Origin of the sequence: Paenibacillus agri (genome assembly GCF_013359945.1) — a bacterium.
Lineage (GTDB): Bacteria > Bacillota > Bacilli > Paenibacillales > Paenibacillaceae > Paenibacillus_AQ > Paenibacillus_AQ agri.
The window spans coordinates 154,698-179,555 of sequence record NZ_JABWCS010000215.1; the positions used below are offsets into that span (position 1 = coordinate 154,698).

25 protein-coding genes are annotated in these 24,858 nt (G+C 45.5%); 13 read left to right on the forward strand and 12 right to left on the reverse strand.

What is annotated here, in order from left to right; genetic code table 11:
* Positions 1-1,184: 1,184 nt before the first annotated feature.
* A complete protein-coding gene (locus HPT30_RS19920; protein WP_175373072.1) occupies positions 1,185-1,694 on the reverse strand; it encodes a DNA topology modulation protein in 510 nt (169 codons plus the stop codon).
* A 399-nt stretch (positions 1,695-2,093) separates the two neighbouring features.
* Here HPT30_RS19920 and HPT30_RS19925 point away from each other — a divergent pair, with 399 nt between their 5' ends.
* From HPT30_RS19925 to HPT30_RS19935, 3 genes are all read left to right on the forward strand, one after another.
* A complete protein-coding gene (locus HPT30_RS19925) occupies positions 2,094-2,939 on the forward strand; it encodes an amidohydrolase family protein (protein WP_175373073.1) in 846 nt (281 codons plus the stop codon).
* Positions 2,940-3,241: 302 nt separating this feature from the next.
* Positions 3,242-3,718 (forward strand): hypothetical protein, encoded by a 477-nt coding sequence (locus HPT30_RS19930; protein WP_175373074.1) that lies wholly within the window; start codon positions 3,242-3,244, stop codon positions 3,716-3,718.
* Positions 3,719-3,803: 85 nt separating this feature from the next.
* On the forward strand, positions 3,804-4,214 hold the full coding sequence (locus tag HPT30_RS19935; RefSeq protein ID WP_175373075.1) for a DUF4362 domain-containing protein: 411 nt from the start codon (positions 3,804-3,806) through the stop codon (positions 4,212-4,214).
* Positions 4,215-4,824: 610 nt separating this feature from the next.
* Here the strand turns inward: HPT30_RS19935 and HPT30_RS19940 are convergent.
* From HPT30_RS19940 to HPT30_RS19960, 5 genes are read right to left on the reverse strand one after another with little or no spacing between them, the layout of a single operon-like run.
* Positions 4,825-5,337: a GyrI-like domain-containing protein gene (locus tag HPT30_RS19940; protein WP_175373076.1), complete on the reverse strand. Its 513-nt coding sequence runs from the start codon at positions 5,335-5,337 to the stop codon at positions 4,825-4,827.
* Positions 5,338-5,395: 58 nt separating this feature from the next.
* On the reverse strand, positions 5,396-6,544 hold the full coding sequence (locus HPT30_RS19945) for a GerAB/ArcD/ProY family transporter (protein ID WP_175373077.1): 1,149 nt from the start codon (positions 6,542-6,544) through the stop codon (positions 5,396-5,398).
* Positions 6,545-6,577: 33 nt separating this feature from the next.
* Positions 6,578-6,778: a hypothetical protein gene (locus HPT30_RS19950; RefSeq protein WP_175373078.1), complete on the reverse strand. Its 201-nt coding sequence runs from the start codon at positions 6,776-6,778 to the stop codon at positions 6,578-6,580.
* Positions 6,779-6,794: 16 nt separating this feature from the next.
* Complete coding sequence (locus HPT30_RS19955; RefSeq protein ID WP_246317291.1) at positions 6,795-7,997, reverse strand: Ger(x)C family spore germination protein; 1,203 nt, start codon at positions 7,995-7,997, stop codon at positions 6,795-6,797.
* Positions 7,990-9,558: a spore germination protein gene (locus HPT30_RS19960; protein WP_175373079.1), complete on the reverse strand. Its 1,569-nt coding sequence runs from the start codon at positions 9,556-9,558 to the stop codon at positions 7,990-7,992. The genes HPT30_RS19955 and HPT30_RS19960 overlap by 8 nt, the downstream gene beginning before the upstream one ends.
* 211 nt (positions 9,559-9,769) lie before the next feature.
* Here HPT30_RS19960 and HPT30_RS19965 point away from each other — a divergent pair, with 211 nt between their 5' ends.
* Both HPT30_RS19965 and HPT30_RS19970 read left to right on the forward strand, forming a co-directional pair.
* On the forward strand, positions 9,770-10,021 hold the full coding sequence (locus tag HPT30_RS19965; RefSeq protein WP_175373080.1) for a hypothetical protein: 252 nt from the start codon (positions 9,770-9,772) through the stop codon (positions 10,019-10,021).
* A 221-nt stretch (positions 10,022-10,242) separates the two neighbouring features.
* Positions 10,243-10,551: a hypothetical protein gene (locus HPT30_RS19970; protein WP_066363626.1), complete on the forward strand. Its 309-nt coding sequence runs from the start codon at positions 10,243-10,245 to the stop codon at positions 10,549-10,551.
* Between the two features lie 441 nt (positions 10,552-10,992).
* Here HPT30_RS19970 and HPT30_RS19975 read toward each other — a convergent pair whose 3' ends face one another.
* The 4 genes from HPT30_RS19975 to HPT30_RS19990 form a co-directional block, all read right to left on the reverse strand.
* The gene (locus HPT30_RS19975) at positions 10,993-11,172 is read right to left on the reverse strand and encodes a sporulation histidine kinase inhibitor Sda (protein WP_175373081.1); all 180 of its coding nucleotides are present in this window, start codon (positions 11,170-11,172) and stop codon (positions 10,993-10,995) included.
* A 213-nt stretch (positions 11,173-11,385) separates the two neighbouring features.
* Positions 11,386-11,718 (reverse strand): LytTR family DNA-binding domain-containing protein, encoded by a 333-nt coding sequence (locus HPT30_RS19980; RefSeq protein WP_175373082.1) that lies wholly within the window; start codon positions 11,716-11,718, stop codon positions 11,386-11,388.
* Positions 11,719-11,855: 137 nt separating this feature from the next.
* Positions 11,856-12,380 (reverse strand): accessory gene regulator ArgB-like protein, encoded by a 525-nt coding sequence (locus tag HPT30_RS19985; RefSeq protein ID WP_175373083.1) that lies wholly within the window; start codon positions 12,378-12,380, stop codon positions 11,856-11,858.
* A complete protein-coding gene (locus HPT30_RS19990; protein WP_175373084.1) occupies positions 12,377-13,033 on the reverse strand; it encodes a hypothetical protein in 657 nt (218 codons plus the stop codon). Before HPT30_RS19990 ends, HPT30_RS19985 begins: the two co-directional genes overlap by 4 nt.
* A 143-nt stretch (positions 13,034-13,176) precedes the next feature.
* Between HPT30_RS19990 and HPT30_RS19995 the strand changes: the two genes are divergently transcribed.
* Positions 13,177-13,431, forward strand: coding sequence for a putative signal transducing protein (locus HPT30_RS19995; protein WP_175373085.1), 255 nt, complete (start codon positions 13,177-13,179; stop codon positions 13,429-13,431).
* Between the two features lie 54 nt (positions 13,432-13,485).
* Here HPT30_RS19995 and HPT30_RS20000 read toward each other — a convergent pair whose 3' ends face one another.
* The gene (locus tag HPT30_RS20000; RefSeq protein ID WP_175373086.1) at positions 13,486-14,055 is read right to left on the reverse strand and encodes a thymidine kinase; all 570 of its coding nucleotides are present in this window, start codon (positions 14,053-14,055) and stop codon (positions 13,486-13,488) included.
* Positions 14,056-14,294: 239 nt separating this feature from the next.
* On the opposite strand from HPT30_RS20000, the gene HPT30_RS20005 reads away from it, so the two are divergent.
* Genes HPT30_RS20005 through HPT30_RS20015 form a run of 3 tightly spaced genes read left to right on the forward strand, consistent with a single transcriptional unit; the run spans position 14,295 to position 18,157 of the window.
* Positions 14,295-14,504, forward strand: coding sequence for a hypothetical protein (locus tag HPT30_RS20005; RefSeq protein WP_175373087.1), 210 nt, complete (start codon positions 14,295-14,297; stop codon positions 14,502-14,504).
* 40 nt (positions 14,505-14,544) lie between these two features.
* Positions 14,545-16,329, forward strand: coding sequence for an ABC transporter ATP-binding protein (locus HPT30_RS20010; RefSeq protein ID WP_175373088.1), 1,785 nt, complete (start codon positions 14,545-14,547; stop codon positions 16,327-16,329).
* Positions 16,310-18,157: an ABC transporter ATP-binding protein gene (locus HPT30_RS20015; protein ID WP_175373089.1), complete on the forward strand. Its 1,848-nt coding sequence runs from the start codon at positions 16,310-16,312 to the stop codon at positions 18,155-18,157. The genes HPT30_RS20010 and HPT30_RS20015 overlap by 20 nt, the downstream gene beginning before the upstream one ends.
* Before the next feature lie 832 nt (positions 18,158-18,989).
* Here the strand turns inward: HPT30_RS20015 and HPT30_RS20020 are convergent.
* Positions 18,990-19,280, reverse strand: coding sequence for a DUF2627 domain-containing protein (locus tag HPT30_RS20020; protein ID WP_175373090.1), 291 nt, complete (start codon positions 19,278-19,280; stop codon positions 18,990-18,992).
* A 170-nt stretch (positions 19,281-19,450) separates the two neighbouring features.
* Here HPT30_RS20020 and lpdA point away from each other — a divergent pair, with 170 nt between their 5' ends.
* The 4 genes from lpdA to HPT30_RS20040 all read left to right on the forward strand — a co-directional run bounded on the left by lpdA (position 19,451) and on the right by HPT30_RS20040 (position 24,844).
* On the forward strand, positions 19,451-20,872 hold the full coding sequence (lpdA, locus tag HPT30_RS20025; protein ID WP_175373091.1) for a dihydrolipoyl dehydrogenase: 1,422 nt from the start codon (positions 19,451-19,453) through the stop codon (positions 20,870-20,872).
* A 284-nt stretch (positions 20,873-21,156) separates the two neighbouring features.
* Positions 21,157-22,188, forward strand: coding sequence for a thiamine pyrophosphate-dependent dehydrogenase E1 component subunit alpha (locus tag HPT30_RS20030; RefSeq protein ID WP_175373092.1), 1,032 nt, complete (start codon positions 21,157-21,159; stop codon positions 22,186-22,188).
* 3 nt (positions 22,189-22,191) lie between these two features.
* The gene (locus tag HPT30_RS20035; RefSeq protein ID WP_175373093.1) at positions 22,192-23,178 is read left to right on the forward strand and encodes an alpha-ketoacid dehydrogenase subunit beta; all 987 of its coding nucleotides are present in this window, start codon (positions 22,192-22,194) and stop codon (positions 23,176-23,178) included.
* Positions 23,179-23,407: 229 nt separating this feature from the next.
* The gene (locus tag HPT30_RS20040) at positions 23,408-24,844 is read left to right on the forward strand and encodes a dihydrolipoamide acetyltransferase family protein (protein WP_175373094.1); all 1,437 of its coding nucleotides are present in this window, start codon (positions 23,408-23,410) and stop codon (positions 24,842-24,844) included.
* Positions 24,845-24,858: the final 14 nt, after the last annotated feature.

Genomic DNA, 24,858 nt, shown 5'->3' on the forward strand with positions numbered 1-24,858 from the left:
CAAAGGCAGTCCAAAGACCATCCACAGGTACTCCACAAATGATCCACACACTATTCATGATTTTTATTTTTCCAATGATAAAATAGCGAATAAATTGAGGATGAAATAGCATACGAATTTTATATCTGACTCCCCAATTTTGGGGAGAGCTGCGACAGCTTTGACATACGAATTTTAGAGATCATTTTTTTGGTGATCTCTTTTTACGTTGTCCGAGTCTTGCGGACATTAATAATACAGGAGATTATCTCGGTCGCTTGTGATGTAGCAAGTAAACTGTAATAACGGAAACAGCCTATGATGTGATAGCGATCTTTAATTGAAAGTAAACATTATTTTGCCCTAAGTGGTTCTATCAAAATGGAGTTTTTGAACCTAAATCATTTTGAGGTAGGTTTAAAAAAGGCTAAGATAATATATCTTTGGAGGAGAAGATTGCGCTGCTACATGTGAAGTCATTAGGTACAAATCAAGCCTGGGAAACATATGAGTCTTTAGTGGATGGATACTTTGACATAAAGGAACAGTTAAATTTGTTAACTGCTATGGCTAGACGCAATGGATTTGTAACATTTGCTCAGTTCAATGAGTCTAGATTTAGCACTGAGCGAACAATTAAAACGTTTCGTGATTGTATAGCTAGAGACTTAATCTGAATTGCTGAAGACTTTAGGGATTATGTGGGCCAATTAGATGCTGCTATTCGAATTAGTCGATGCAAATCTGCAATTAAAAGACTAGAGGAAAGATACAACAAGTATGGATACTCCGAGGCTTGTAGGATCATTGTAGATGTAATGCATATTCAACATGTAACTAAGATTAGAAGCCAAGGTCAAAAGAATCGACCTAATAAAGAGCGATTGTGAAACAATATAACAGATGATTATTGAGTTGAATAATACATACATAGCTAATGTTGGCGACGAACAGTCTCAGGTTGAGGATTCTTGCGAAATTGCTGTTTACATAGAAGATAGGTTGTTGAGTTATGCCAATCTACAAGAGTTGTAAATATTGTGGCAAGATACATGATACTAAATTGATATGCGATAAGAAGCCTAAGAAGAAACGCAAAGAGATAGACATGACTAATGAGATGAAAGTACAGATAAGGCAGTTCAGGGATTCTACAGCCTGGAAAGATAAACGTGAAGTGGACTTCGATTTTCAAGTGGACAATTTCATGTTACTTTGTTCCTCAAAAACTCTTTAACTTCTTTTGGGGATTTTAAGATAATGACTACCTTTTCTTTAGCCAAATCTTCTAAACTTATTAAAATTCCTGGTTTTTTAGTCTTCGGGTATTCCCATATCCATTTTAAAAACTCAATAGAAAATCGTTCTTCGCAACCTATCCCCATATCTGGTCTTCTTTTATTCCGATATTTAATGATTCTTTTAATAACACGAAAAACGCATATTGTTCTTGGAATATCAAGAAAGATAATTGTATCAGCTGCATTAAGTCTTATCTCCATTGTACAGCCATAATTCCCGTCAATAATCCATTTTTGCTTCTTAACCAAATCATTTTGCACTATTCTTTGTTCATCTTTTGGTACACCCACCCAATTAGGCTTCCAAAAAAGCGAATCGAGATGATAAACATCTATCATTAACTGTGCTCCTAGTTGCTTCGCTAAAGTAGATTTGCCAGAGCCTCCTGAACCGATAATTGCAATTTTATTCATATAACACCTCCTGATGCGGTCTATAATGTTCCACTAATTTTCCATTCAGCTGACATTAACGAATTTACGAGGTATATTATAGCAAAATAATCAATTTTCATTATGACAATATGTCCTTGTGAGCATTGGAACTTATGTTTAAGTATTTTAAATAGAAGAATAGAGAAACTCAATTAGACGCTCGAACTACCCCGATGTTAGAGTTAAGTATGATGAAGTCCAACTAAATACATGGGAATTATGTTTATTGTGGAAGACTGAAGGCAAGTAAGCTATTAATTTCAAGCGCGATCTGGTGCGAATTATGGAGCTTGATCGTAGCTTCGCAGCCCATATCGAGAACCATCTGGGGGCAGATCAGCAGATCAAACTTACAAAAAGGATGGAGGGTTAACAACTATGATCATTGATTTTCGTATGAAGGCGCCGATTCCCAAATGGGAGAAGCTGTTTGTGGACGGCAAGGATGTTATCAGAGACAGCAGCAAGCTGCGCAACGTCGTCTCAGTACCTTCAAACACGCTTGATGAGGTGATTGGGGAACTCGACTTTCACGGCATAGATTACGCGGTCATTATGGGACGTGGCAATGAGCCGGGTTCCTCGAATGAGGAGCTTGCAGATTTTTTGAAAATTCCCCTGTCCAAACGCTTTATTGGCTTTATTGGCGTAGATACTCCTAACATCGACGAAGCGGTAAGAACGATTGAAACCTACGCCGCTACAGGACTGTTCCGCGGGGTGGCTCTCAACGCATCTGTGTTGTTGCCTCATTTACCAGTAGGCGATCCTGCTTGGGACCCTATTTTCATAGCCTGCGCAAAACATAAGTTGCCGCTTGCGCTGACGCTGAGTGTTTATCTGGGTGTGACTGGACCACGGCAGAACTATGATTTCGCTAGACCTAGCCAACTGGTTAGAGCTGCTCAGGCGTTCCCGGATTTAAACTTTATTATCAATCATGGAGCTTGGCCATTTGTAAATGAAGCCATCGGCACCGCTTCTTACCTTCGTAATATTTATATCTTGCCTGACCTGTTTGTTCGATTCCCAGACGGAGAAAGGTATCTGGAAGCTGCGAATTTCCATTTATCGAACCAGATCCTGTATGGAAGTAATTATCCCAACGTTCCGTATGAATTTACACTAGATAAAGTGAAAAATTGGAATTGGGATGAAGGCGTGCAGCAGAAGTTTTTTTATGAAAATGCTGCTAAACTGCTGGGATTGCCTGTTCATGAGTAGCAATTGACGCCATGCAGAACAAGTTTGTGTTTAGTGCTTATGTAATTATTTCAGGAGTGGTGTCATCAGGTTCGAAATAGTAAAGTAACTTGGATGTTTTCTAAGAGATAAGTAATAACTAGTAGTATATCTAACAAGCGAATCAACTAGTAATAAGGAGGAGTGAGGGGTACGAGATTTTAATGATTGGATAGATATTTACATTCAGTATATAAAATCGATAAACTTTTTCCATCTCACCCGATAAACTATTTTGGTTTATTGGGTTTTGTTTTTGTAGGGAAAAGAGATGGAGGAATAAGATGAATTTATCGGAACTGGAATTTTTCCTGAAGGTTTATCACGGAGATTTAGCTTTTAACTATACTACCGTTCAAGATATAACGTATGACTCTGATAGTATTTATGAAGTTTCTGTTACCAATACAAACTCGTTTGAGTACAAAGACATTGTGTTTACTTTATCTGAAGCGAGTGTAAATAATCTTTTCAATGGCGAAGATATCAGTACTGTTAAAATACTTGAAACAGGAGGAACTCTTAATAACGTTGAATATCTATTTGAAGAAGGCGGGGTACTAAAGCCTGGAGATACAGCAATCGTTTATTTAAAAAAATATATTGGTCCAATTCCTGAAGCACAAGGTGCATACGTTATTTCGGGAGTCTATCAAGGCAAATTTGATATGGATAAATCCACAAAGAAACTCACACCTGCCGCCACTGAACAGGAGGAATTAAGTGAAGTGCAATGGCTTTCTGACTTGAATTTAGAGTAATGATAATAATCTATGATAGAGCACGTTATTTGTGCTCTGTCATAATTTTTTTTGTTTAATATATAATTTAGTAGGGGGTGAGTATGTGAAAATACTAAAGTCTCTTATATTACTATTCTTAACTTTAATTTTCGTAGTTGGTTGTTCAAATTCAATGAATTCAAAAGATGCAATAAAAAAGGGATACGTAGTTTATGTAAATTCAGAAATTTTTAATAGTGAATACCTTGATGACTTTGTAAAAGATTTCAATAATAAGGTAGAAACAGAAGTTAAATTGGCGAAGTATACAGATGAAGGAGACCCAATCTTTCATAGCCTTGTGTATAGAGACAATCAAATTGTATATACGTATGACAGTAGATCAGACAATAATGGTAAAAAAGAAAAACTGAATACGACTTGCTCAAGCCTAATAAATAAGGACAATATTTATTATTTGAGTGGTTGCGCTAACGGAGAAATTGGTCAAAGATTTAGAGCTAGACAAGAATAAGATATTAATTTTTAGAAACCTGAGTTTTGGCAACTTTTTATATGGTGTTATATGCCTTCTTTGTTGTCCGAATCTTGTTGACATTAATAATACAGGAGATTACCTCAGCAGCTTGTGCTATAGCAAGTAAACTGAATAATGAAACAGCGTATGAGGTGATAGGCGACCTTTATATGACGGAAGCGACATAAGGGGATGAGTGCAGTTATTTGTCACTTGTCCTTTTTATATTGTCCAAATACATATAAGAGGATGATTTAGTATTGAGTAAGGTTAAACAATTGGTGAGCGAGCACCATACATTCAGCAGTGAATTTTGCAACGTACTGCAGACTGCTATTGGTTGTTTGGCTTCGTGCATGATCCCATAGAATTCATGATTTGGAGAAGCATGAGCAAGCAGAATATTCAAGCCTTTCAGGAAACGCACGAAAGGTTGTTCCAAGCAATTCAAAGTTTTGCGAGGGGAATTGAAATGAAAGCGCGAAGCTACGAACAATCATCATGCTTCGCACCAGATCGCGCTTGGAATTAATAGCTTACTTCTCCCAATCCTCATCTGTCAGCCGGTGAAGCAGTAGCGTGTTATACTGCAGCAGAGCGAGGAAAATCAATCCCCCAACGGCAAATAAATCTCAATAACACTCTCTTCTTGTTCAGGTGACCCCATATCCGCCCAATATTCAAAATCAAACATCCGGTCACCAGCGATATCCGCTTCTCGGATGGCATCATACGTTTCGCCGATTTGCGATTCGGGGCCTGTATGGGTGATCTTCGCGTAGGTTCCAGCCGGTAAGGTATGGCTAATGAATCCATCGTTCAACGTGCTGAATTCGCTAACTGCTACCGCAACAATACTTTCAAAAGGGACATCCGGTGTCCATTCGACATCTGGATACACTTGGACCAGATAGATGCCAGTATCGTCTAATTGGTTAGCGATTTCATGACTTCTTGCTATCAGTGCTTCGCGTAACTTTACGACAACTTCATTTTCCAGGTCTTGATTTAACGACGCTGTTGCGGCATATCCCACAAGTTTGGTTTCATTACGCTGTATTTGTACTGATTTTATCGACACGAATAACACAGCTCCTTTTACTTTTTCGTGCAGATCCAAAGACTGCCTCTACCAAATTATACCAGGTCACTGGGGAGAGTTCAAAAAACAGAACTACTTATGCTGTATTTCTATCCTTATCATTGGGCTCGCTTTCTTTAGGTGAACCTTTCTTCCGTTTCTCTGGGACAAGTAGAATCACAAAGAATAACAGCGGTAAACCGAGGCAGAAGATGAGATCGAACCAGGGATAGTAAAAGAGCAGAATCTGGTTGTAGATGGTGATGTTGGGCGTGCTGGAGATCGTGCACACAATGATAATCATACTAAGCGGGATGGTGAGCATCCGGCTCTCCTTCAGGCGCAGCAATTGGGCCAGTCCGTTCGTTAGGGCAAAGAAGATCATAGTGGACTTGAAGAACACGGTAATAATCCATAAAAAGGTCAGGATCACTTCAAGGCGTTCAAGGAATTTCCCGATGGTAATTTTTTGTGCCAGTACAAAGGCCGGATAATATTTGGTCTCCATGAGCATGGGACCGAGCACCAATACACATAAACTGACCACGATGAGCAAAATGAGTCCGCCAATGGCGTAGCCCGTCAGGATGGGCTTTGTCAGCTTGGTATTGCTGTGTACATGCTGGGTCAGCATCAGAATAAATACGATTTCCGTAAAAGCCTGAGTGAACGCAGGGAACATCCCTTTCAATACAGGTCCCATTCCATGGGGTAGAATCGGTTTTGCATTGGTGGTCTCAATCTGTGGCATCAGAAAAAATACCAGACATAGAAACAATATCAGAAACACCGGAAAAAGCAGCTCGCCCATCCGGGCAAAAGCCTCTATTCCGTATCGGTAAGCAATAATAATAACCGCGCTAAACAATAGCAGTATCGCACTGACAGGTGTTTCGGGCATCATCTGTGTCGTCATGAATTGACTCATTTCACTCATGAGCGTGAGGGAACACATGAAGAATTGGAATAAAATCAGCAGCGTAATGATGCTACCTGTAACAATGCCGAATTTATTCTGAACAGCAGTAATAAGACTCTTTCCTTTTAGCCGGTTAGCAATTCCTGCGAACAGAACCCCGACTCCCAGCCCGATCATGCAGGAGAGCAACATGGAAATCCAGGAATCTTGTTTGGCATAATAGGCAATCATAGTCGGCAGAACTAGAATAGAGTCACCGATAATTCCGAGTATGATCAGAATGGTGAACTGACGCGCTGATATTTTTTCCATGGCGTTTGTCTGCATGTGTTTCCTTTCTCCCGTACAGCGCTGGAATAGCTACGAGAAGTTGATTTTCACAAGCTGAAGTAGATTGGGGAGCGGGGCGTCCAATACCAGAGCTATATATATTGCCGTTCCTGTAAACAGTAGTACAAGAAATACGACAAGCTCCCACTTCCGTTTTCTATGCAGTAGTCCCGGTATTTCCAGTCCGAGGGCCACCACAGCCAATGCTAGCACCCCAATGACTGAAGCCATAGTCTCCCTCCCTTACTCATGATTCCAGGGTCGTATTGCCGGTTGTTCCGGTTTTGCGTATTAACATTTCGATTTTGTAACGGACTTTGGTCTTAGATAAGAAATCTTCAATCCAGCTTTCTTTGATGGTATCCCAGTAGTGGGGATGGCTCTTGGCAATGACTTCTCCGAAGCCCAAAAAATCGGATTTCATTGTCTTGGAACGATGGACTGCAGCTTCAGCATTGCTGCGGATGATTTCAACAGCCTGATTCTGCAATTGGGTAATGGTATCAGGGTCCATCAAATTAATATCACGACATGATTTTTGATTGATACTTCCTTCGGATCGTATAGATATCGTCATCTCCGGTATTCCGTCGATAATTTTGGACTCTACTTTCGATTTGGAGGAGGTGACTTCAATTCCTGTGTAGAAAGTTGGGCCACATGGAATTTCAATAGAGGTACTCTCCAATTTATTGGTAATGTCGGTATAACCCTTGCTCTCCTGCTGGTTCAACCATCCGATCAACTTATCCCCTTTGAACGCTGCGATACCGTTGTACCGAAAACGACTGTGTGGGAGAAATGTTTCAAGGTTGCTTTTTGCTTCGGCCTGTTGCAGATTGCCGATCAGCTTGATTCCGGTCAAAGTCAAATCAACACCGTTACTGGATAATCTCTTCATCACGTCATCCATCGTAACAGATACTGTAGGTGCCCAATTCTTCTCCGATGTCTCTAGAGAATGAAGCATGCTGTAGGTAGGAAGTTTCTCAAGCGGGGTATATAGCTTCAGAATATTCTCCGCCTTTGTTTCACGCGCAACTACCACATTAAAATCCATGCGATGTTCATTGTCACGAAGCGCATTATCTACGAAATCGCTGATCCCTCTTTTCGCAAGTTCCTCCCCGATGACATAGAATTGCAGATGTCCCATATACACTTTACGTGGCGCCTCTGCCGTCAAGAAACGGGCGGCTTCTAGCAATGTTTTACCCCTGCCTTGAAACAAGGTGGTTGGCGGACGATCCCCACCTCTTTTTTGCGCAGATATTTCACTTGGGTTGACCACCTGGAAGGAGACAAGAAATTCATCATCTACCCAGTCAAACCCGATTCCAAGCACAATCAGTAGTTCGTTCAGCTCGCGTCTGCTCCAGCAGCCGGTCAACGAGAGGAAACAGAGCATAACGATCATTAATTTTATAATGGTGACTTTAAATTTATCCATGTTTACGTAACCTTTCCTTGCCTCTTCCCACCGTAGTTTCAGAACGTCTGAACATTAGCCACCTTGGCATCCGCAGCAGGGAGTCCTGCATTTCTACTTCCCGGTAGGGGGAAATGGGCGACAGGTAGGGCTCTCCAAAGGAACGAAGCGCACAAAGATGGAGCAGTAATACGAAGATGGCCATAAATATACCAAGCAGACCAAAGCTGGCGGCAACAACCATGAAAAGAAATCGCAAAATTCGGATCGGAATCGACATGCTGTATGCGGGAATTGTGAATGTGGAGATCGCTGTGACCGCAACGACAATTACCATTGCGGCGGACACAATCCCGGCTTCTACAGCAGCTTGACCAATGACAAGCGTACCGACCACGGATACCGCTTGTCCGGTGGCCTTGGGCATACGCAGGCCGGCTTCACGCAATATCTCGAAGGTCACTTCCATAATAGTTGCTTCGACAAACGCGGGAAAAGGTACGCCCTCACGCTGCGCGGCCAGACTGATTAGTAGGGGAGCCGGAAGCATGTCACGGTGAAACGTCGTAATGGCTATATAAAGGGACGGGAATAGCAGGGAAATGAAGAAGCCAATGAACCGTAAAAGGCGCAGCAAGCTCGCATAGACGGACCGCTGGTAATAATCCTCCGGGGATTGAAAGAAGGTGATCATCTGGGTAGGGACAAGCAGCGCATTGGGTGTTCCGTCCACCAGAATGGCGACTTTCCCTTCCAGTAATTGGGCGGCGACGTTATCTGGAAGCTCCGTATTATAAACGGTGGGAAACAGTGAGTATTTGCCGTCCTCTATCAATTCCTCAATATAGCCGCTGTCAAGGATGCTGTCGATCTCAATGGATTGTAAACGTGATCTGGTCATTTCAATGACAGAAGGCTTGGCAACGCCGTTAATGTACATCATCGTAACATCGGTTTGTGTCACAGATCCGATAGCGTACGTCTCCAACCAAAGTCGGGGATCTTTGATTTTTCTTCTTACCAATGCAGTATTAGTACGCAGCGTCTCGTTAAAGCTTTCTCTCGGTCCGCGTATCGATGTCTGATTACTGGACTCCCCGATTTCACGACCCTTCCATTGCCGGATATCGGCACAATAGGCAAAATCAGAGCCATCCAGCACAATAATGGCCTCACCAGACAGCAAACTTTTATACAAGGAGCCGAATTCTGTCACGGTTTGAATCGAACCTATGCCGATCAGAAGCTCTCTGGCTAACAAGGCCGGGCCATCGTCATGGTCCTTAGTGGTCTCATTATTAGGTAAGCTAATGCCTCTCATATTTCCGATTAGTACATCTGTTAGATATTGATTAATGATAGCCGAATCTGACATTCCATCCACATAAATGATCGCCGCCGCTGCTTTTTCCGTATGTTCATAACAAACCATGCGAATAACAACGTCATCGCTTTCTCCTAAATCAAGACGGATACGGTCTGTATTGGAATCAATCTCTGTATAGATCGGAATTTTCGCATATTCAGGCATGTCTTGAGACTCATTTTTGTGATGCATAAAGGCAGACGATTTCCTCTGCATGAACAGAACCTTCTCTCCGGTGCACATTTCTTTCCTATTATGACCAGTGCCAAAAAAGTCTATGCACAGCGGAAAAGAGGCTCCGTAGAACCGTAATCACTCGTTAGTTGTGTATCACCCAGTCTCCGTATTTTGAAAATTGTTTATATAAAGTCCCAAGTTCAATATACTTTAGGGTGGGGTTTCTAATGTTATGGAGGGAGGACGAAGTTTGAAGTACCTTTTAAGAATTCTCGGTATTCTGTTTTCATTAGCGACCATTGCACTGGCTCTGTATTTATTAATTAATGATAATAATCGCGCTGATCAAGCCATGCGTACATGGTCGATGGTAACGATGTGTGGTGCGGTGATCTTTAATGGGGCACACTTTTATACAAGAAGAAAAGATAACCGGGGATTAATATCGGTGATTGTTGGAATAATAATCTTATTAGTGGTCGTTATCAAATTTCCTTTCTAAATGGCAAGCAAGCCGAAGAATTTGGACGGGGCAAAGCTCATGTAATATTTGGATAAAATCTTCTCTGAGCGAACCCTTTACCATCCCTGTGTCTGATGTGTTATGATTAGAGATAGGATCGTACTGAAAGAAATGAATCTGTTGCCCTTTCTTACAGCCATCTATTTTAAGTTGAATCAGAGCATACATTACCAATGGGGAAGAGAAAAGGGGATACGCTATTGAAGATTACCATGAAATTCACCAGCAAAGGAAAGGCAGCCATTGAATACTTTAACAACGAGGAACTGCTGGAGATCTTTACGAGATATATCAGAACTCTAACTAAAAAGTATGATATTGAAGTAGACATACCTGCGGAGAGCAACACAAACATCGTTGGAGATGGTGTGCTGACTGCGTTGGCTAAGAACGTTAACTGTGATGCAGATACCTTCTTTAAAGAGCTGGGTCGAGATGTTAAAGTCCCTTTGAAGAAAAGAATTGGCGTCAAATTAGACAACGTCTTTAAGACAGAGATTGTTGAATAGTATTTCAGTGAGCAATATGATTTAAAAAGAAACCAGGCATTGCCCGAGTGGGGGTGCCTGTTTTTTTTATTTCAGGTCTGCTGAACAACGAATTGTTGTTCTTAAATAACTGTCGGTGGCAGCAGTGACGAAGCTTGAACCCAGATCATACGTGTGCTACTTAAGTATCAAAGTGTAATTAACGGCATTTTCGTACCTTAAATCTTCTGATGCTAAGGGTTAAGTGGAGATTAAGTGCAATATTGTACCTTAAATTTTCCAAAATACCCCGTTCAGCGCGCTTTTCCTGAAAATAAGATACAATAATGCCCTTATTTCCCTCATATGACTATATTCAAGGAAAATAAGGTACAAAAATGCTGTTAGTTGGAAAGTCGCCCCTCTTTTTCACGGTTAAGACGACTGGTGAAGGGAATATACTGCTTCTAGACTTCAGCGACCTTACGATTTGTGTTTACACGTATAAAGAAGGTTTCTGCGGCTCAGGATATTTTCAATAATATCGATAAATTCTGGAGAGGCCTTGGCTTCGATCGCGAGTTCATAGATATCTACCAATTGTTCATCGGATAGCATCTCGAGTGATGAAGGACGCGGAATGGGATGAAAATGATAATCCATAGGATTCCTCCAAAGAGTAGTAAGAATAGGATCTGGATCCCGATATAAATGGTACCATTTGGAATTGAATCCGTCTCCTGCCATTCGCACTGCGAATTTATCTTTACTTATTATAGACTTTAAGCGATAATTAACTTTTTGTGTAAAATATGTATTCGAAGAAACAAAACGACGACCTATCCCTTAAGGAGAACAGAGTCGCCGTTTTTGTTTTTAATCCCGTGTTTTGTTGCGGTCATACAGATACTTTTTGATTCGGGCTTCGTTTGATTCCGAGACGTTAGTGAAATGCTCCCCTTGATTGAAAAAAACGATCTTCCGTTCGGAATCATAACCGTCAATATTGTTGATGTTCACGACATTGCTGCGATCCAGACGTTCAAAGCCCTTGCTACCGTAAGCGGCGAAAAGATCGGAAAGCGTGGTGGGGAGAACAAATTCGCCTTCTTTCGTATGGACGAATATCGTATTTTTGTAATTGGAGAAATACAATATTTCTTCCTCCAGGACTTCCTGGGAGGAACCGTCATTTAGCAAGACACGCATGTTTTCCCCATCCTTGTTCGACTACTTCCGCAGTTCTTTTGGAGCTTCTGGACTGTGTAGTCCAATCTTCAAGACGGATGCAAAAAAACGGGCAGATCCGGAAAGCGTTGAAGAGGCGAGTTTAGCTGCAGTTTTCTTCATGATTTTATCCTCCTTTTCCAAGGTATTATTGTTAAGGACTGGGCTAAGAAAGCAAGTCCGATAACAGCAGAGCCAATGAAGAAGTTCATAGAAACCAAGATTATTGAGAATTTTTTTAGCATGGGATACCACTGAGGCTGTATTTGGGCATTTTTGTCCGGGTTTGGTGCGAACAAAAACATGATTAGCAAGCTTATACTGTTGATGATCCAAACTAGGTTGCTTTCAAGGGTGATCAAATAAGGAGTTAGAGTACATAGTAAAATCGTGACAATATTGCAGGCTGTTGCCGTTTTAAGATGAAACCCGCCAGAGAGAAATCGTAATGAAGAAAAGCATAGTATAAAGATTATGGATTCATTTAAGTTACCCAGTAACCAGCCCAGCATCAAAGTACCGAGAAAAATCACCATAGTATTCAAAATAATATTTAAAGCATATTGCATGACTTCAATAGAGGATGTTTCTTCTGGATTGGTATGTTTTATCAAACTGGCAATTTTGTAAGCTAATTTATTCATATCGTATCTCCAAAATTCTTTTTTCTTGAGAGATATAAATAACCGTATAGAATGATTGCATAGAACAGCGGCATCAAACGAAAGTATGGAGATGAACTATTGAAAAGGTAAAGCATTAGAACGACTACAGTAATAGAGGGGAACGACAAAGCAAACAGTATCTTTTCACTGTGACTTATATTTATTTTTCCATCGGGTTTATCAGGAACAAAATCAAAACCTTTTCTTCTCTTACCTATATAAAAAGCTATAGAAAAAACTAAAAGGGCGGATAAGCATTGTAGGAAATATATTCTTAAGGAATTGGTAGGGATGTGAAGTGTAGTAATGAATGTTCTATTCAGGACTAAATAAACAAGGGATTGAATAAGCATATAGGTTTGATAAGCCATACCTGTCATGATTGCGGCATAGAAGATATGAATACGAAATAATTGCCACAAAAAGCAAAAAACTAATAAGTATTGTACTAAAATATCAATTTCAGCCAAACCATATACAATTCGAATAGTATAAGAGAAAAAGGCCATGATAAAGCCTGCGAATATAATTTCTTTTACATACAAATCAATTTTAAAAACCTTAAATGCGAAATAGAATAATGTAGAACTCTCTATAACAGAAAAAAACATAAAAAGCACAAAATCCAACATACCGACACTCCCGGTGATCAGACTAATAAATCCTTAATCTACCAAACAGTATACAGAATATGCTAAAATACAACAACGATAAATGACACTTTCCGGCAAAAAATTCTTAAAAATGTATTTGATAGAGACGAGGAGGATTAACATTGAGTTTGTTGCGTAGCATACTGGATTTCTTTATTCCGAGGGAACGCTTCTTGCTGTACACCACATTCGATCAAATGCAATATCTCAAGGTTAAGAATCATCTGCTTGCTGAAGGTATACCGCATCGTTCCAAGATTGATGGGGGAAGCGCAGGCTTGAACCAGCGCACTAGGGCCGGAGGACGACCCAATCCTAAATACGAGCTGTATGTCCGGAAGGAAGATGAGCACAGGGCACTGCAGGGAATACGCTGACTTTGATTAAAAAAAGCATTCCAACCGATGAACCGGTTCGGAATGCTTTTATCGTTACAAGGGGGGATTCTTGTGGCATCTGCGGCACACGGGATAGTATGCTTCATTGCCGCCGATCAGAATCTGCTTGCCGCTGTAGACGGGTTTACCGTTCTCTACGCGGAGGGCCATGGTTGCTTTGCGTTCACAGAACCAGCAGATCGTCTTCATCTCCTCGATTTTGTCCGCATAGATCAGCATATATTTACTACCTTCGAAGAGGTTGTTCTGAAAATCATTTTTGAGCCCGAACGCCATCACCGGAATATCCAGCTCATCGACAATCCGCACAAGCTGCAAAATGCTGTCCTTATTCAAAAACTGGCATTCGTCAATCAATACACAGTGGGGCTTGGGCAGATTTCTGCTGACAATCCCGAAGATATCGGTGTTATCATCAATCGGAATGGCTTGTTTACGAAGTCCGATGCGTGAGGTGATATAGCCCACTTCGTCCCGGTCATCAATGGAGGGCGTAAACATCAGCACCGATTTTCCCTGCTCCTCGTAGTTATGTGCGACTTTCAATATCTCTATGGATTTTCCACTGTTCATTGCCCCGTATCTAAAAAACAACTGTGCCACGTCCATCTATCCTTTCGTTGGTACCCGCTTGATTATGATCCCGAAAATTGCGACCTTAACAGAGTATCATATTCAGCCCCGGAGAAGCCAGTGTCAATAATGCGTTCTACAGTCTTCTTGCGCTCAGGTTGTCGTAAAGATCATTCTGACAGGATATGCTATAATTAATTCTATTGCTGTGAAACATGAGTTCGTATATCAGGCACGGATTCTAGCGTGTGAAGAAGGGAGGGAATGGCATGGCTGAGCAATACGATGACTACAAGGAACGGATAGCGGCACTCGAAGCGAGCGGGGATTTATCCGAGGCGGCTAAGCGTCTTTTGGAAGAGATGCTAGGTGATCTGGTCGAGAGTAATCGTAGTAACAAGGCATTGAGACGGGTGATTTTGAAAACAGGCCAGTCATCCACGATGTCTACCCGCTTGCGGGAAGCATTGTATGAATAAGCAGAATAACGGGTAATGGAATATTACGGAGGAAATGCTTATGGACATAATTTTTTCTTTTCTCAAAAAATACAGAGTTGCCTCCATTGCTGCACTGGTCATGATGGTCATTGAGCTAGCTGTGGAATTGTCCCAGCCCCTCCTGATTTCCAAAATTATTGATGACGGAATCAGGGAGCAGAAGGCATCGGTGGTGTGGCTATGGGGTGGAGTGCTCATTGGTAGCGCAGTCCTGGCATTTATAGCTGGTGTACTTAGTTCTTTTCTTGCTTCACATGCCAGTCAGAGCTTTGCCTTCGATCTGCGGGATCGGTTGTATGAGAAGGTACAAGGCTTCACGTATGAAGTGTTTAACCGCTTTGCCACCTCGTCGCTGATTACCCGTCTGACCGTTGATGTGTCCCAGCTACAGGATACGGTGTTCATGAGCCTGCGTTTCATGACCCGGGTTCCGCTCGTAGTATTGGGCAGTGTGATTATGGCGCTGGTCGTGCATTTTAAGCTGGGCCTGCTGTTGGCAGTAACGTTGCCCATTCTGATCGTTTTTTTATATTGGGTGATGAAAAAAGCCTCGGCGCTGTTCCGTAAGGTTCAGAACCGGCTTGACGGCGTAAACAGTGTCATTCAGGAAAATCTGACAGGTATTCGCCTGATTCGGGTCTTTGTACGGATGGGCCATGAGATTGGCCGTTTTGCTAACTTTAGCGGCAATTTGATGAAAACAACGATATCTGCACTTCGTCTCACAGAGACTACGATGCCCTTCATTCTATTGATTGTAAATGCTGCAATTGTGGCTGTTCTATGGTTCGGGCGTGTGGATATTTCTACAGGAAGTGCCACCTTGGGAGAGACAGTTGCAGTTATCAATTATTCACTGCGGACGATCGGAGCATTATCCGCACTGTCTTGGATTGTGGTGACCTTCTCCCGCGCCCGCGCGTCCTCACAGCGGATTGGGGAGGTCATGGCCGCCGGCAACCCGGCTTCGGACGGGACGGCAGGAGCGTTGGGCTTTTTATCACATGCGACACCAAACCCAGGGAATGCTAATGATTCCGCTGCAGCAATCAAGGGCAGTGTTGTTTTCGACGGAGTGAGCTTCCGCTATCCTGGCAGCGAGATCGCTGTGCTGGAGGATGTGTCCTTTGCGGTGCAGCCAGGGCAACGAGTGGCTATTATGGGCGCTACCGGTTCCGGAAAATCCTCGCTCGTTGGACTGATCCCCCGTCTCTATGAAGAGAGTGGCGGGATGATCACAGTGGATGGAGTGAACTCCGCCAAACTGGATCTCAATAAGCTTCGCGGCGCTATCGGTTATGTTCCACAGGAAGTGCTGCTCTTCAGTGGCACGGTGCGGGAGAACATCGCCTGGGGCAATGAGCATGCCACTCAGAAGGAGATTGAGCAGGCGGCGGCGGCAGCCCAGATTCATGAGACGATTGCTAATCTGCCGAAGGGGTACGATACGCTGCTGGGACAACGGGGCGTTAATCTGTCCGGTGGTCAGAAGCAGCGGCTGACGATTGCTCGGGCACTTGTCCGCAAGCCGGCCATACTGATTCTTGATGATAGCACAAGTGCGCTGGACGCGGTGACCGAAGGCTTGCTGCTTCAGGCTTTGAAGGAAATGTCCTGTACAACATTCCTGATTACTCAGAAGATCAGCTCTACAGTATCTGCAGATTTGATTCTGCTATTGGATGAAGGTCGTTTGATTGGGCGCGGTTCACATGCTGAGCTGATGGCCAGTTCGAAGCTGTACCGGACCATTCTTGAATCACAGACAGGGGAGGCGGAGCAACATGTTGAAAGCCTTACTTGAGGCGTTCCGCCATCCGAAGCCGGACATCGAGCTAGGGGCGGGGAGCGGATTCGGAACACCTTCCGGACGCAAGCCCAAGGGTAAAGCCAAGGACTGGTCCGGTACGCTGAAACGGCTCTGGAGCTACCTTGCTGTGCGCAAAGCCAAGCTGGGACTGGTGTTGTTCATGGTGATCCTCAGCTCGGGATTGTCGCTGCTAGGTCCTTACATGATCGGGATGGCGGTGGACGATTATCTGGAAGGCGCAGGAGGCCGGTCCTGGGGAATCTTCCTCGGCGCACTGTCGCTAGTATATATCCTCTATTCACTAACCTCTTGGCTGCAAAATATCTGGATGATCGAGGTGGCGCAGGAGACGATCTATCGGATGCGAACCGAACTATTCGCTTATCTCCACAGGCTGCCGATCTCGTTCTTTAACCGCAGACAGCAGGGTGAGATTATGAGCCGTCTGACTAATGATATCGAGAATGTCAGCTCTACGCTGAACAGTTCGGCGATCCAGATTTTCTCCAGCGTGCTTACACTGGTGGGGACAGTGGCCGTCATGCTGTGGCTCAGCCCGCTGCTGACCCTGTTGACGTTCATTGTGGTGCCATTGATGTTGTTTGGCATGCGCTGGATCACGCGGCGCACAGGCCCGCTCTTCAAGGAACGGCAGCGCAATATGGGTGAGCTGAACGGCTACATCGAAGAAACCTTGTCCGGCCAACGGATCATTAAGGCCTTCTCCCAGGAAACAAGAGTGATCCAGGGCTTCCGTGAACGGAATAACCGGATCATGCTCTCGGGGTATTGGGCACAGTCGATCTCCGGTTTCATTCCGAAGCTGATGAACGGGCTCAACAACCTGAGCTTCGCGATTGTCGCCGGAGTCGGCGGATTGCTGGCGATCCATGGCTCCATCTCGGTTGGTGTCATTCTCGTATTTGTGGAATACACCCGCCAATTCACCCGGCCGCTTAACGATTTGGCAAACCAGTGGAATACGCTGCTGTCCGCAGTGGCTGGGGCTGAACGGGTATTTGAGGTGCTGGACGAGGAGACTGAGGCCAGCGATGAAGGAGCGGCTATCGCACTGGAGCATGTAGCAGGGGCCGTTCAATTCAGCGAGGTGGCTTTTTCCTATGATGGAGAAGGTGATACGCTGCAGAATATCAGCTTCGAGGCGAAGCCCGGCGAGATGATTGCCTTGGTGGGGCCGACAGGTGCTGGAAAAACAACGCTAATCGGCCTGTTATCCCGCTTCTACGATCCGAGCGAAGGCCGGATTATGATAGACGGCAGGGATATCACCTCGATCAAGCGCGAGAGTCTGCGCGGGCACATGGCTTTTGTTTTGCAGGATTCCTTCCTGTTCAAGGGCAGCATCCGGGACAATATCCGCTACGGTAAGCTGGATGCTACCGACGAGGAAGTCGAGCAGGCAGCGAAGCTGGCCAATGCACATTCCTTCATCATGCGGATGCCTGGCGGTTATGACCGGATGCTGTCTGCAGATGGCAGTGGAATCAGTCAAGGCCAGAAGCAACTGCTGGCGATTGCGAGAGCCATTCTGGCCGACCCGGCCATGCTTATCCTGGATGAAGCGACGAGCAGCATCGATACGGTGACAGAGGTCAAAATTCAGGAAGGCTTGCAGGCGCTGATGAAGGGCAGAACCAGCTTTGTCATCGCCCACCGCTTGAACACGATTCGTGCAGCGGACCGTATTCTTGTCTTGCGGGGCGGCAGGTTGATCCAGCAAGGTTCTCACGAGAAGCTGCTGCAAGAAGAGGGACTGTACCAGGATCTGGTGCAGGGTCAGCGTAAAGCAGCTGTTAACTGACCTGGGGATCAGCGGCTAGAAGTCCAAACCGTAAAGTAGCAGCTAACTGTTCTGGGGATAACGGCGAGCGGAAGTCCAAACCGTAAAGTAGGAGCTAACTGATCTGGTGACAACGGCGACCGGAAGTCCAAACCGTAAAGTAGGAGCTAACTGATCTGGTGACAACGGCGACCGGAAGTCCAAACCGTAAAGTAGCAGCTAACTGATCTGGGGATAACGGCGAGCGGAAGTCCAAACATTCACCGTAGGGCCGACCGAGTCTTACGTTGGGATATTAAGTCGTATCTCAAGCTCGTCATATATAACAACAAAAGAGGCTCTCCGAAGGCGCATTTGCGCAGTCAGGGGAGCCTCTTATTTGATGTGCTAACGTTTGGGAGTTTTTTGAGAAAACAAATATGTGGAACACATTGAAATAATGATTTACGAAGTGTGATTTACGAAGAGAGACTAGCGAACTGCAATTAACGGCATTTTTGTACCTTAAATCGTCTGCAGCTAAGACTTAGTGGGAATTAAGGGCAATATTGTACTTTAAATCTTCCAGAAACCCCCGTTCAGCATACTTTTTTGAAAATTAAGATACAAAAATGCACCTATTTCCTTCTTTTCTCTAAATTGAAGAGGAATAAGATACAAAAATGCACTTAATTGAGCGGTAGACCATTTTTCACTGGTAAGACAACTTGTAAGGGGGGAGATTTGCGTACTAAAGCCCTACCTCACTAGTAGAAAAACACCTGATCTTGTGTGAGTATCTAATTTCGCTTGTAATATGCTTAAGACATTTAAAATTCAAAAATGCTGTTAGTTGGGCTGGTTAACTATTTTTTCACGGTGTTGTTTCTTCAGCCTTCTGCTTCTCCCGAAAACGGGGGCCGACGTAATTGCGTTTGCGGTCACGGGTGAGAATCCAGCCGCCGAGGAAAGTCATGCCTGCTGCGAACAGTACCAGTCCCCCGCCAAAATGAAGCCAGGCGAATACCGGAGTGACGCTATCATCTCCATGCATGGAGTAATAGTCGAAGATATCATCCTTCATCATGAGAAAGCCCTTCATGGCGACAAGGCCGGGAATTACAAGGATAAGGATGGCAATAAAGCGTGAAATGAGCAGTCTCATAAGTGTCTCCTACCCTTCTAGGCACTATAGCTTCAACATTATGATAACGCTTCAATCTGTAAAAGTCCATTGACATATGACGAATATACATTTTGTAATAGGCTAAAAAGGGAGTACAATGTAGTAGATTAACATTCAAAGCTAAGTGTAATGACTGGAGGATACATATCATGACAATTTCATGCGACGTGGCAGTGCTAGGTGGGGGAACCGGGGGTTATGTGGCCGCAATCCGTGCTGCACAATTGGGGAAATCTGTTGTCGTCATCGAAATGGACAAACTGGGCGGAACGTGCCTGCATCGTGGCTGTATTCCAAGCAAGTCGCTCTTGCGCAGCGCCGAGGTGTACGCGGAAATACAGGAGAGCGAAAGCTACGGCATTGAGACTAATGGCGTAAAGCTTGTATTCCCAAAAGTACAGCAGCGTAAGGAATCCGTAGTCGATCAACTTCATCAAGGCGTACAGTATCTGATGCGCAAAAATAAAATACAAGTCATCAAAGGGAAAGGGCGCGTCACTGGCCCTTCTATTTTTTCTCCACGCAGTGGTGCCGTGGCGGTGGAGCTGGAAGATGGCGAGATGGAGACCGTTGTCTCAGAGCATCTCATTATCGCTACCGGTTCCCGTCCGCGTGTTCTGCCAGGACTTCAGCCTGACGGCAAGATGATCCTCAGCAGTGAAGAAGCCTTGACGCTGGAAGAGCTTCCTGCTTCGATGATCATCGTCGGCGGTGGAGTTATTGGTGTAGAGTGGGCTTCCATGCTTGCTGATTTCGGTGTGGACGTGACAGTGGTGGAAGCCGCAAACCAGCTTCTGCCGCAGGAAGATGAGGAAGTGGCACGTGAACTGCAGCGCCTTCTGAAGAAAAGAGGCGTTAAGATTCTGACAGGTACGACTGTAGATGAAGAGAGCTTTAGCAGCAGCGGGGATACGCTGTCCATCGAAGCAACTAAAGGTGAGCAGCGGCAGGTTCTGACAGCAGAGAAGCTGCTCGTATCCGTAGGACGGGTAGCCAATGTGGAGAATATTGGTCTAGAGAACACAGACATCCGCGTAGAGAAGGGTGTTATCTCCGTCAACGCCAACATGCAAACTAGCGAACCGCATATCTATGCGATCGGTGACTGCATTGGCGGATTGCAGCTGGCCCATGCGGCAAGCCATGAAGGCATCCGGGCCGTGAATCATCTAGCCGGGGAGCTGCTTCATCCGTATCATCCCCACCTTGTTCCCCGCTGTGTGTACACACGGCCTGAGGTTGCAAGTGTCGGTTATACGGAAAAGGAAGCTAAGGCTTTAGGGCATGATGTTGTCACTGGCAAGTTTCCTTTCTCGGCCATTGGCAAAGCTATTGTATATGGCCTGCAAGACGGGTTCGTAAAGGTTGTGACTGATCGCAGCAGCCGTGACATTCTGGGTGTGCAGATGATCGGGCCACATGTGACCGATCTGATCGGGGAAGCGGCGCTGGCCCAGCTGCTGGATGCGACGCCATGGGAAGTCGGCGAGGCGATCCATGCGCATCCGACGTTGTCGGAGATCGTGGGCGAAGCCATGTTGGCAGTGGATGGTAAAGCAATTGGCTTGTAAAATGGGCTGCGAGGGACTTGAGGGACAGCAGAGAACGGGTTCTGCTGCCCAAACGGCTTCAAAAGGGCTGTCAAACGTTTATTTCCGGCTTTTCTTTTTGAGTAAGTTGGGATTATAATAGACTCAAGCCAAGTCTTAGTACCTGGTTTTAAGATCAGGGTATAGGTGGTCCTGAAACAGTCTAAGATTTGAGGCTACATGAACAAGCGTATGCTTCCAAAGCCGTTTCGTATGAAGGAGCTGAAAGAAGTTGCGCTTACCAAACTTTAGGAGGTACCTCACTTATGGAATTGCAAGGTACTGTAGAAACGGTTAACCGACATAAGCAGCTTGGACTCAGCGACGGCCAGGTCATTGATATGTACAGATATATGCAGCTCTCTCGCAAATACGATGAGCGCAGCCTGCTGTTGCAGCGCGCCGGGAAGATTAACTTCCATGTCTCTGGTATCGGCCAGGAGGCGGCTCAGGTTGCAGCCGCTTTTGCACTAGACCGGCAGAACGATTATTTTTTGCCATATTACCGTGACTATGCTTTCGTGCTCTCAGTGGGGATGACGGTGCGTGAATTGATGTTGTCTGTCTTCGCTAAAGCGGAAGACCCCAATAGCGGTGGCCGGCAGATGCCGGGTCATTTCGGCAGCAAACGCCTGCGGATCGTGACCGGCTCAAGTCCGGTAACGACTCAGGTACCACATGCGGTTGGCTTTGCGCTGGCTGCCAAGATGCAGAAGAAGCCGTTTGTTTCTTTTGTTACCTTTGGTGAAGGCTCCAGTAACCAGGGGGATTTTCATGAAGCGTGCAACTTTGCTGGGGTCAACAAGCTTCCGGTTATTATTATGTGCGAGAACAACCAGTACGCCATCTCCATTCCAGCCCACCGCCAGCTTGGCGGGAAGGTCAGCGACCGCGCGCTAGGTTACGGATTCCCGGGTATTCGTGTTGACGGTAACGATCCGCTGGAAGTATATCGAGTGGTGAAGGAAGCCCGCGAACGTGCGCTGGCGGGTGAAGGTCCTACCTTGATTGAAGCGATGATGTATCGTCTCGGACCACACTCGACTTCTGACAACGATCTGGCTTACCGGACGAAGGAAGAGGTTGACGAGAACTGGAAAAAGGACGGCGTAGCCCGTTTCCGCGATTATTTGACAGCTCTGGGACTGTGGAGTGAGGAGCAGGAACGCGATCTCGTTGCAGAGTACAATCTGGAGCTGAAAGAAGCTATTGAATACGCCGACAATGCACCGTTCCCGAAACCGGAAGAAACGCTGCTGCATGTGTACAGCGATTCCCAGTCACAAGGAGGGGTATAAGCGATGGCTATGATGGAATATATTGACGCTATTCGGCTGGCGATGAAGGAAGAGATGGAGCGCGATGACTCCGTGTTCGTACTGGGTGAGGATGTAGGCGTGAAGGGCGGCGTGTTCACGACGACCAAGGGCCTTCAGGAACAGTTCGGCGAAGAGCGTGTGCTGGATACACCACTTGCGGAATCCGCGATTGCCGGGGTTGCCATCGGTGCAGCCATGTATGGTATGAAGCCGATTGCTGAGATGCAGTATTCGGATTTCATGCTGCCAGCCACCAACCAAATTATTAGTGAAGCGGCTAAAATCCGTTACCGTTCCAATAATGATTGGGACTGTCCATTGGTGATCCGTGCGCCTATCGGCGGCGGTATCTTCGGGGGGTTGTACCATTCACAGTGTGCTGAATCCATTTTCTTCGGTACACCAGGCCTGAAGATTGTAGCTCCTTATTCGGCCTATGATGCCAAAGGACTGCTGAAGGCCGCTGTACGTGACCCTGATCCGGTATTGTTCTTCGAACATAAGAAATGCTACAAGCTGATCAAAGGGGACGTTCCTGAGGGTGACTACACAGTGCCGATCGGCGAAGCGAACCTGCTGCGCGAAGGTAGCGATATTACGGTTATCGGCTATAGCCTCCCAATGCATTTTGCCATGCAGGCAGCGGAAGAGCTGGAACGTGAGGAGGGTATCACAGCGCATATCCTTGATCTGCGCACGTTGCAGCCACTTGATACCGCTGCGATTATCGCAGCAGTTCGTCAAACGGGCAAAGTGCTGATCGTCCATGAAGACAATAAATTTGGCGGTGTAGGCGGCGAGGTTGCAGCCATTATTGCCGAGCATTGCCTGTTCGACCTGGATGCGCCAATCTTCAGACTCTGTGGTCCCGATGTACCTGCCATGCCAATCAGCCCGCCAATGGAGAAATTCTTCATGCTTAGCAAGGATAAAGTGAAGGCGGAGATGCTTCGCCTGGCGCAATACTAACATTTATTAGTCTTTGCGGAGCGAATGCTTTCGAAGCGAGTTTTACTGCGGAGTAGCCCCAGGGAGTATACCTCCGTAAAACTAAGAGTATGCTTCCGAAGCAAGTTTTACTGCGGAGTAGCCCCAGGAAGCATGGCTCCGTAAAACTAAGTGTATGCTTCCGAAGCTAAGTTTTACTGCGGAGTAATCCAAGAAGTATACCTCCGTAAAACTTTTAAGGAGTGAAATTATGTCTGACAATCAAAAGTTGACCGACGTGGTTATGCCCCAGCTCGCGGAATCGCTTGTGTCGGCAACCATCGGCAAATGGCTGAAGAAACCGGGCGATCCGGTGGAGCAGTATGAGCCGTTGTGTGAACTTATTACGGATAAAGTAAACGCTGAGCTGCCATCCACTGTTGATGGAATTATGGGCGAGCTTCTGGCTGAGGAAGGCCAGACGATTAGCGTAGGCGAAGTGATTTGTCGTATTGCTGTACCTGTATCGCCTTCTGAAGCGGCTTCAGCCGCGGCTAGCGCTGCTTCACAACCTATAGCTGCTGCGGGAGTACCGGCACCAGTGGCTCCGACTGCTAGCAGACCTGCGCTTTCTGCTTCATCTGCGGATGCTCCGATGCGTGCCCGCTATTCTCCAGCTGTTCAGACGCTGGCAGCGGAGCATAACATTGATTTGACTGCGGTTACTGGTACAGGGATGGGCGGACGCATCACCCGCAAAGATGTGCTGTCGTATTTGGAAGCTGGAGGTGCCGCTACTGCTGGGCAAAATGCACCACAAGCACAAGCACCAGCTCCTACTCCTGCACAAGCACCAACGTACGCACAGGCGCCAACACCTACAGTTCCATTTGCACCGCCGATAGCAGAAGGTTCATCCGCATCGCATGAGCCAGTCCGCCATTCTGGACTGCATCTGAGTGAATCTCCGCGCATTCCGTCGGTTGAAATTGAAGGGGCACAAAATGGCGCTTCCGAATACTTGATTGATGTCACACCGATCCGCAATACCATTGCGACCAGAATGCGCCAGAGTGTGTCAGAAATTCCACATGCTTGGACCATGATTGAAGTGGATGTCACCAATCTCGTGGCTCTGCGCAACAAGCTAAAGGATGATTTCAAGCGCAAGGAAGGTATCAATCTGACTTATCTGGCGTTTATGATGAAAGCAGTGGTTAGTGCAATTAAGGATTATCCGATCATGAACTCGGTCTGGGCCGTTAACAAAATCATCGTGAAGCGCGATATTAACATCTCGCTGGCCGTCGGCACGGAAGACTCCGTAATGACTCCGGTCATTAAGAAGGCCGATCAGAAGAATATCGCTGGTCTGGCTCGCGAAATTGATGAACTGGCTCAGAAGACACGGGAGGGCAAGCTGCGTATCGACGATATGCAAGGTGGAACCTTTACGGTCAACAATACCGGCTCATTTGGTTCGATTTTGTCTTATCCAATAATTAACTATCCGCAGGCAGCAATCCTGACCTTTGAATCCATCGTGAAAAAGCCCGTTGTCATCAACGACATGATTGCCGTGCGTTCTATGGCGAACATCTGTCTGTCGCTGGATCACCGGATTCTTGACGGTGTGATATGTGGACGCTTTTTGCAGCGTGTAAAAGATAATATTGAAGGCTATACGCCGGAAACGAAGCTTTACTGATCCATACCCGGCCC

Coding starts and splice junctions, on each gene's coding strand:
- HPT30_RS20010 (WP_175373088.1), top strand. CDS start 14,545: ATGGACATAATTTTTTCTTTTCTCAAAAAATACAGAGTTGCCTCCATT.
- HPT30_RS19945 (WP_175373077.1), bottom strand. CDS start 6,544: ATGCAGACAAACGCCATGGAAAAAATATCAGCGCGTCAGTTCACCATT.
- HPT30_RS20035 (WP_175373093.1), top strand. CDS start 22,192: ATGGCTATGATGGAATATATTGACGCTATTCGGCTGGCGATGAAGGAA.
- HPT30_RS19990 (WP_175373084.1), bottom strand. CDS start 13,033: ATGTTGGATTTTGTGCTTTTTATGTTTTTTTCTGTTATAGAGAGTTCT.
- HPT30_RS19975 (WP_175373081.1), bottom strand. CDS start 11,172: ATGGATTATCATTTTCATCCCATTCCGCGTCCTTCATCACTCGAGATG.
- HPT30_RS19985 (WP_175373083.1), bottom strand. CDS start 12,380: ATGAATAAATTAGCTTACAAAATTGCCAGTTTGATAAAACATACCAAT.
- HPT30_RS19955 (WP_246317291.1), bottom strand. CDS start 7,997: ATGGATAAATTTAAAGTCACCATTATAAAATTAATGATCGTTATGCTC.
- HPT30_RS19960 (WP_175373079.1), bottom strand. CDS start 9,558: ATGCAGAGGAAATCGTCTGCCTTTATGCATCACAAAAATGAGTCTCAA.
- HPT30_RS19980 (WP_175373082.1), bottom strand. CDS start 11,718: ATGCGTGTCTTGCTAAATGACGGTTCCTCCCAGGAAGTCCTGGAGGAA.
- lpdA (WP_175373091.1), top strand. CDS start 19,451: ATGACAATTTCATGCGACGTGGCAGTGCTAGGTGGGGGAACCGGGGGT.
- HPT30_RS19930 (WP_175373074.1), top strand. CDS start 3,242: ATGAATTTATCGGAACTGGAATTTTTCCTGAAGGTTTATCACGGAGAT.
- HPT30_RS20030 (WP_175373092.1), top strand. CDS start 21,157: ATGGAATTGCAAGGTACTGTAGAAACGGTTAACCGACATAAGCAGCTT.
- HPT30_RS20040 (WP_175373094.1), top strand. CDS start 23,408: ATGTCTGACAATCAAAAGTTGACCGACGTGGTTATGCCCCAGCTCGCG.
- HPT30_RS19925 (WP_175373073.1), top strand. CDS start 2,094: ATGATCATTGATTTTCGTATGAAGGCGCCGATTCCCAAATGGGAGAAG.
- HPT30_RS20015 (WP_175373089.1), top strand. CDS start 16,310: ATGTTGAAAGCCTTACTTGAGGCGTTCCGCCATCCGAAGCCGGACATC.
- HPT30_RS19920 (WP_175373072.1), bottom strand. CDS start 1,694: ATGAATAAAATTGCAATTATCGGTTCAGGAGGCTCTGGCAAATCTACT.
- HPT30_RS19950 (WP_175373078.1), bottom strand. CDS start 6,778: ATGGCTTCAGTCATTGGGGTGCTAGCATTGGCTGTGGTGGCCCTCGGA.
- HPT30_RS20020 (WP_175373090.1), bottom strand. CDS start 19,280: ATGAGACTGCTCATTTCACGCTTTATTGCCATCCTTATCCTTGTAATT.
- HPT30_RS20005 (WP_175373087.1), top strand. CDS start 14,295: ATGGCTGAGCAATACGATGACTACAAGGAACGGATAGCGGCACTCGAA.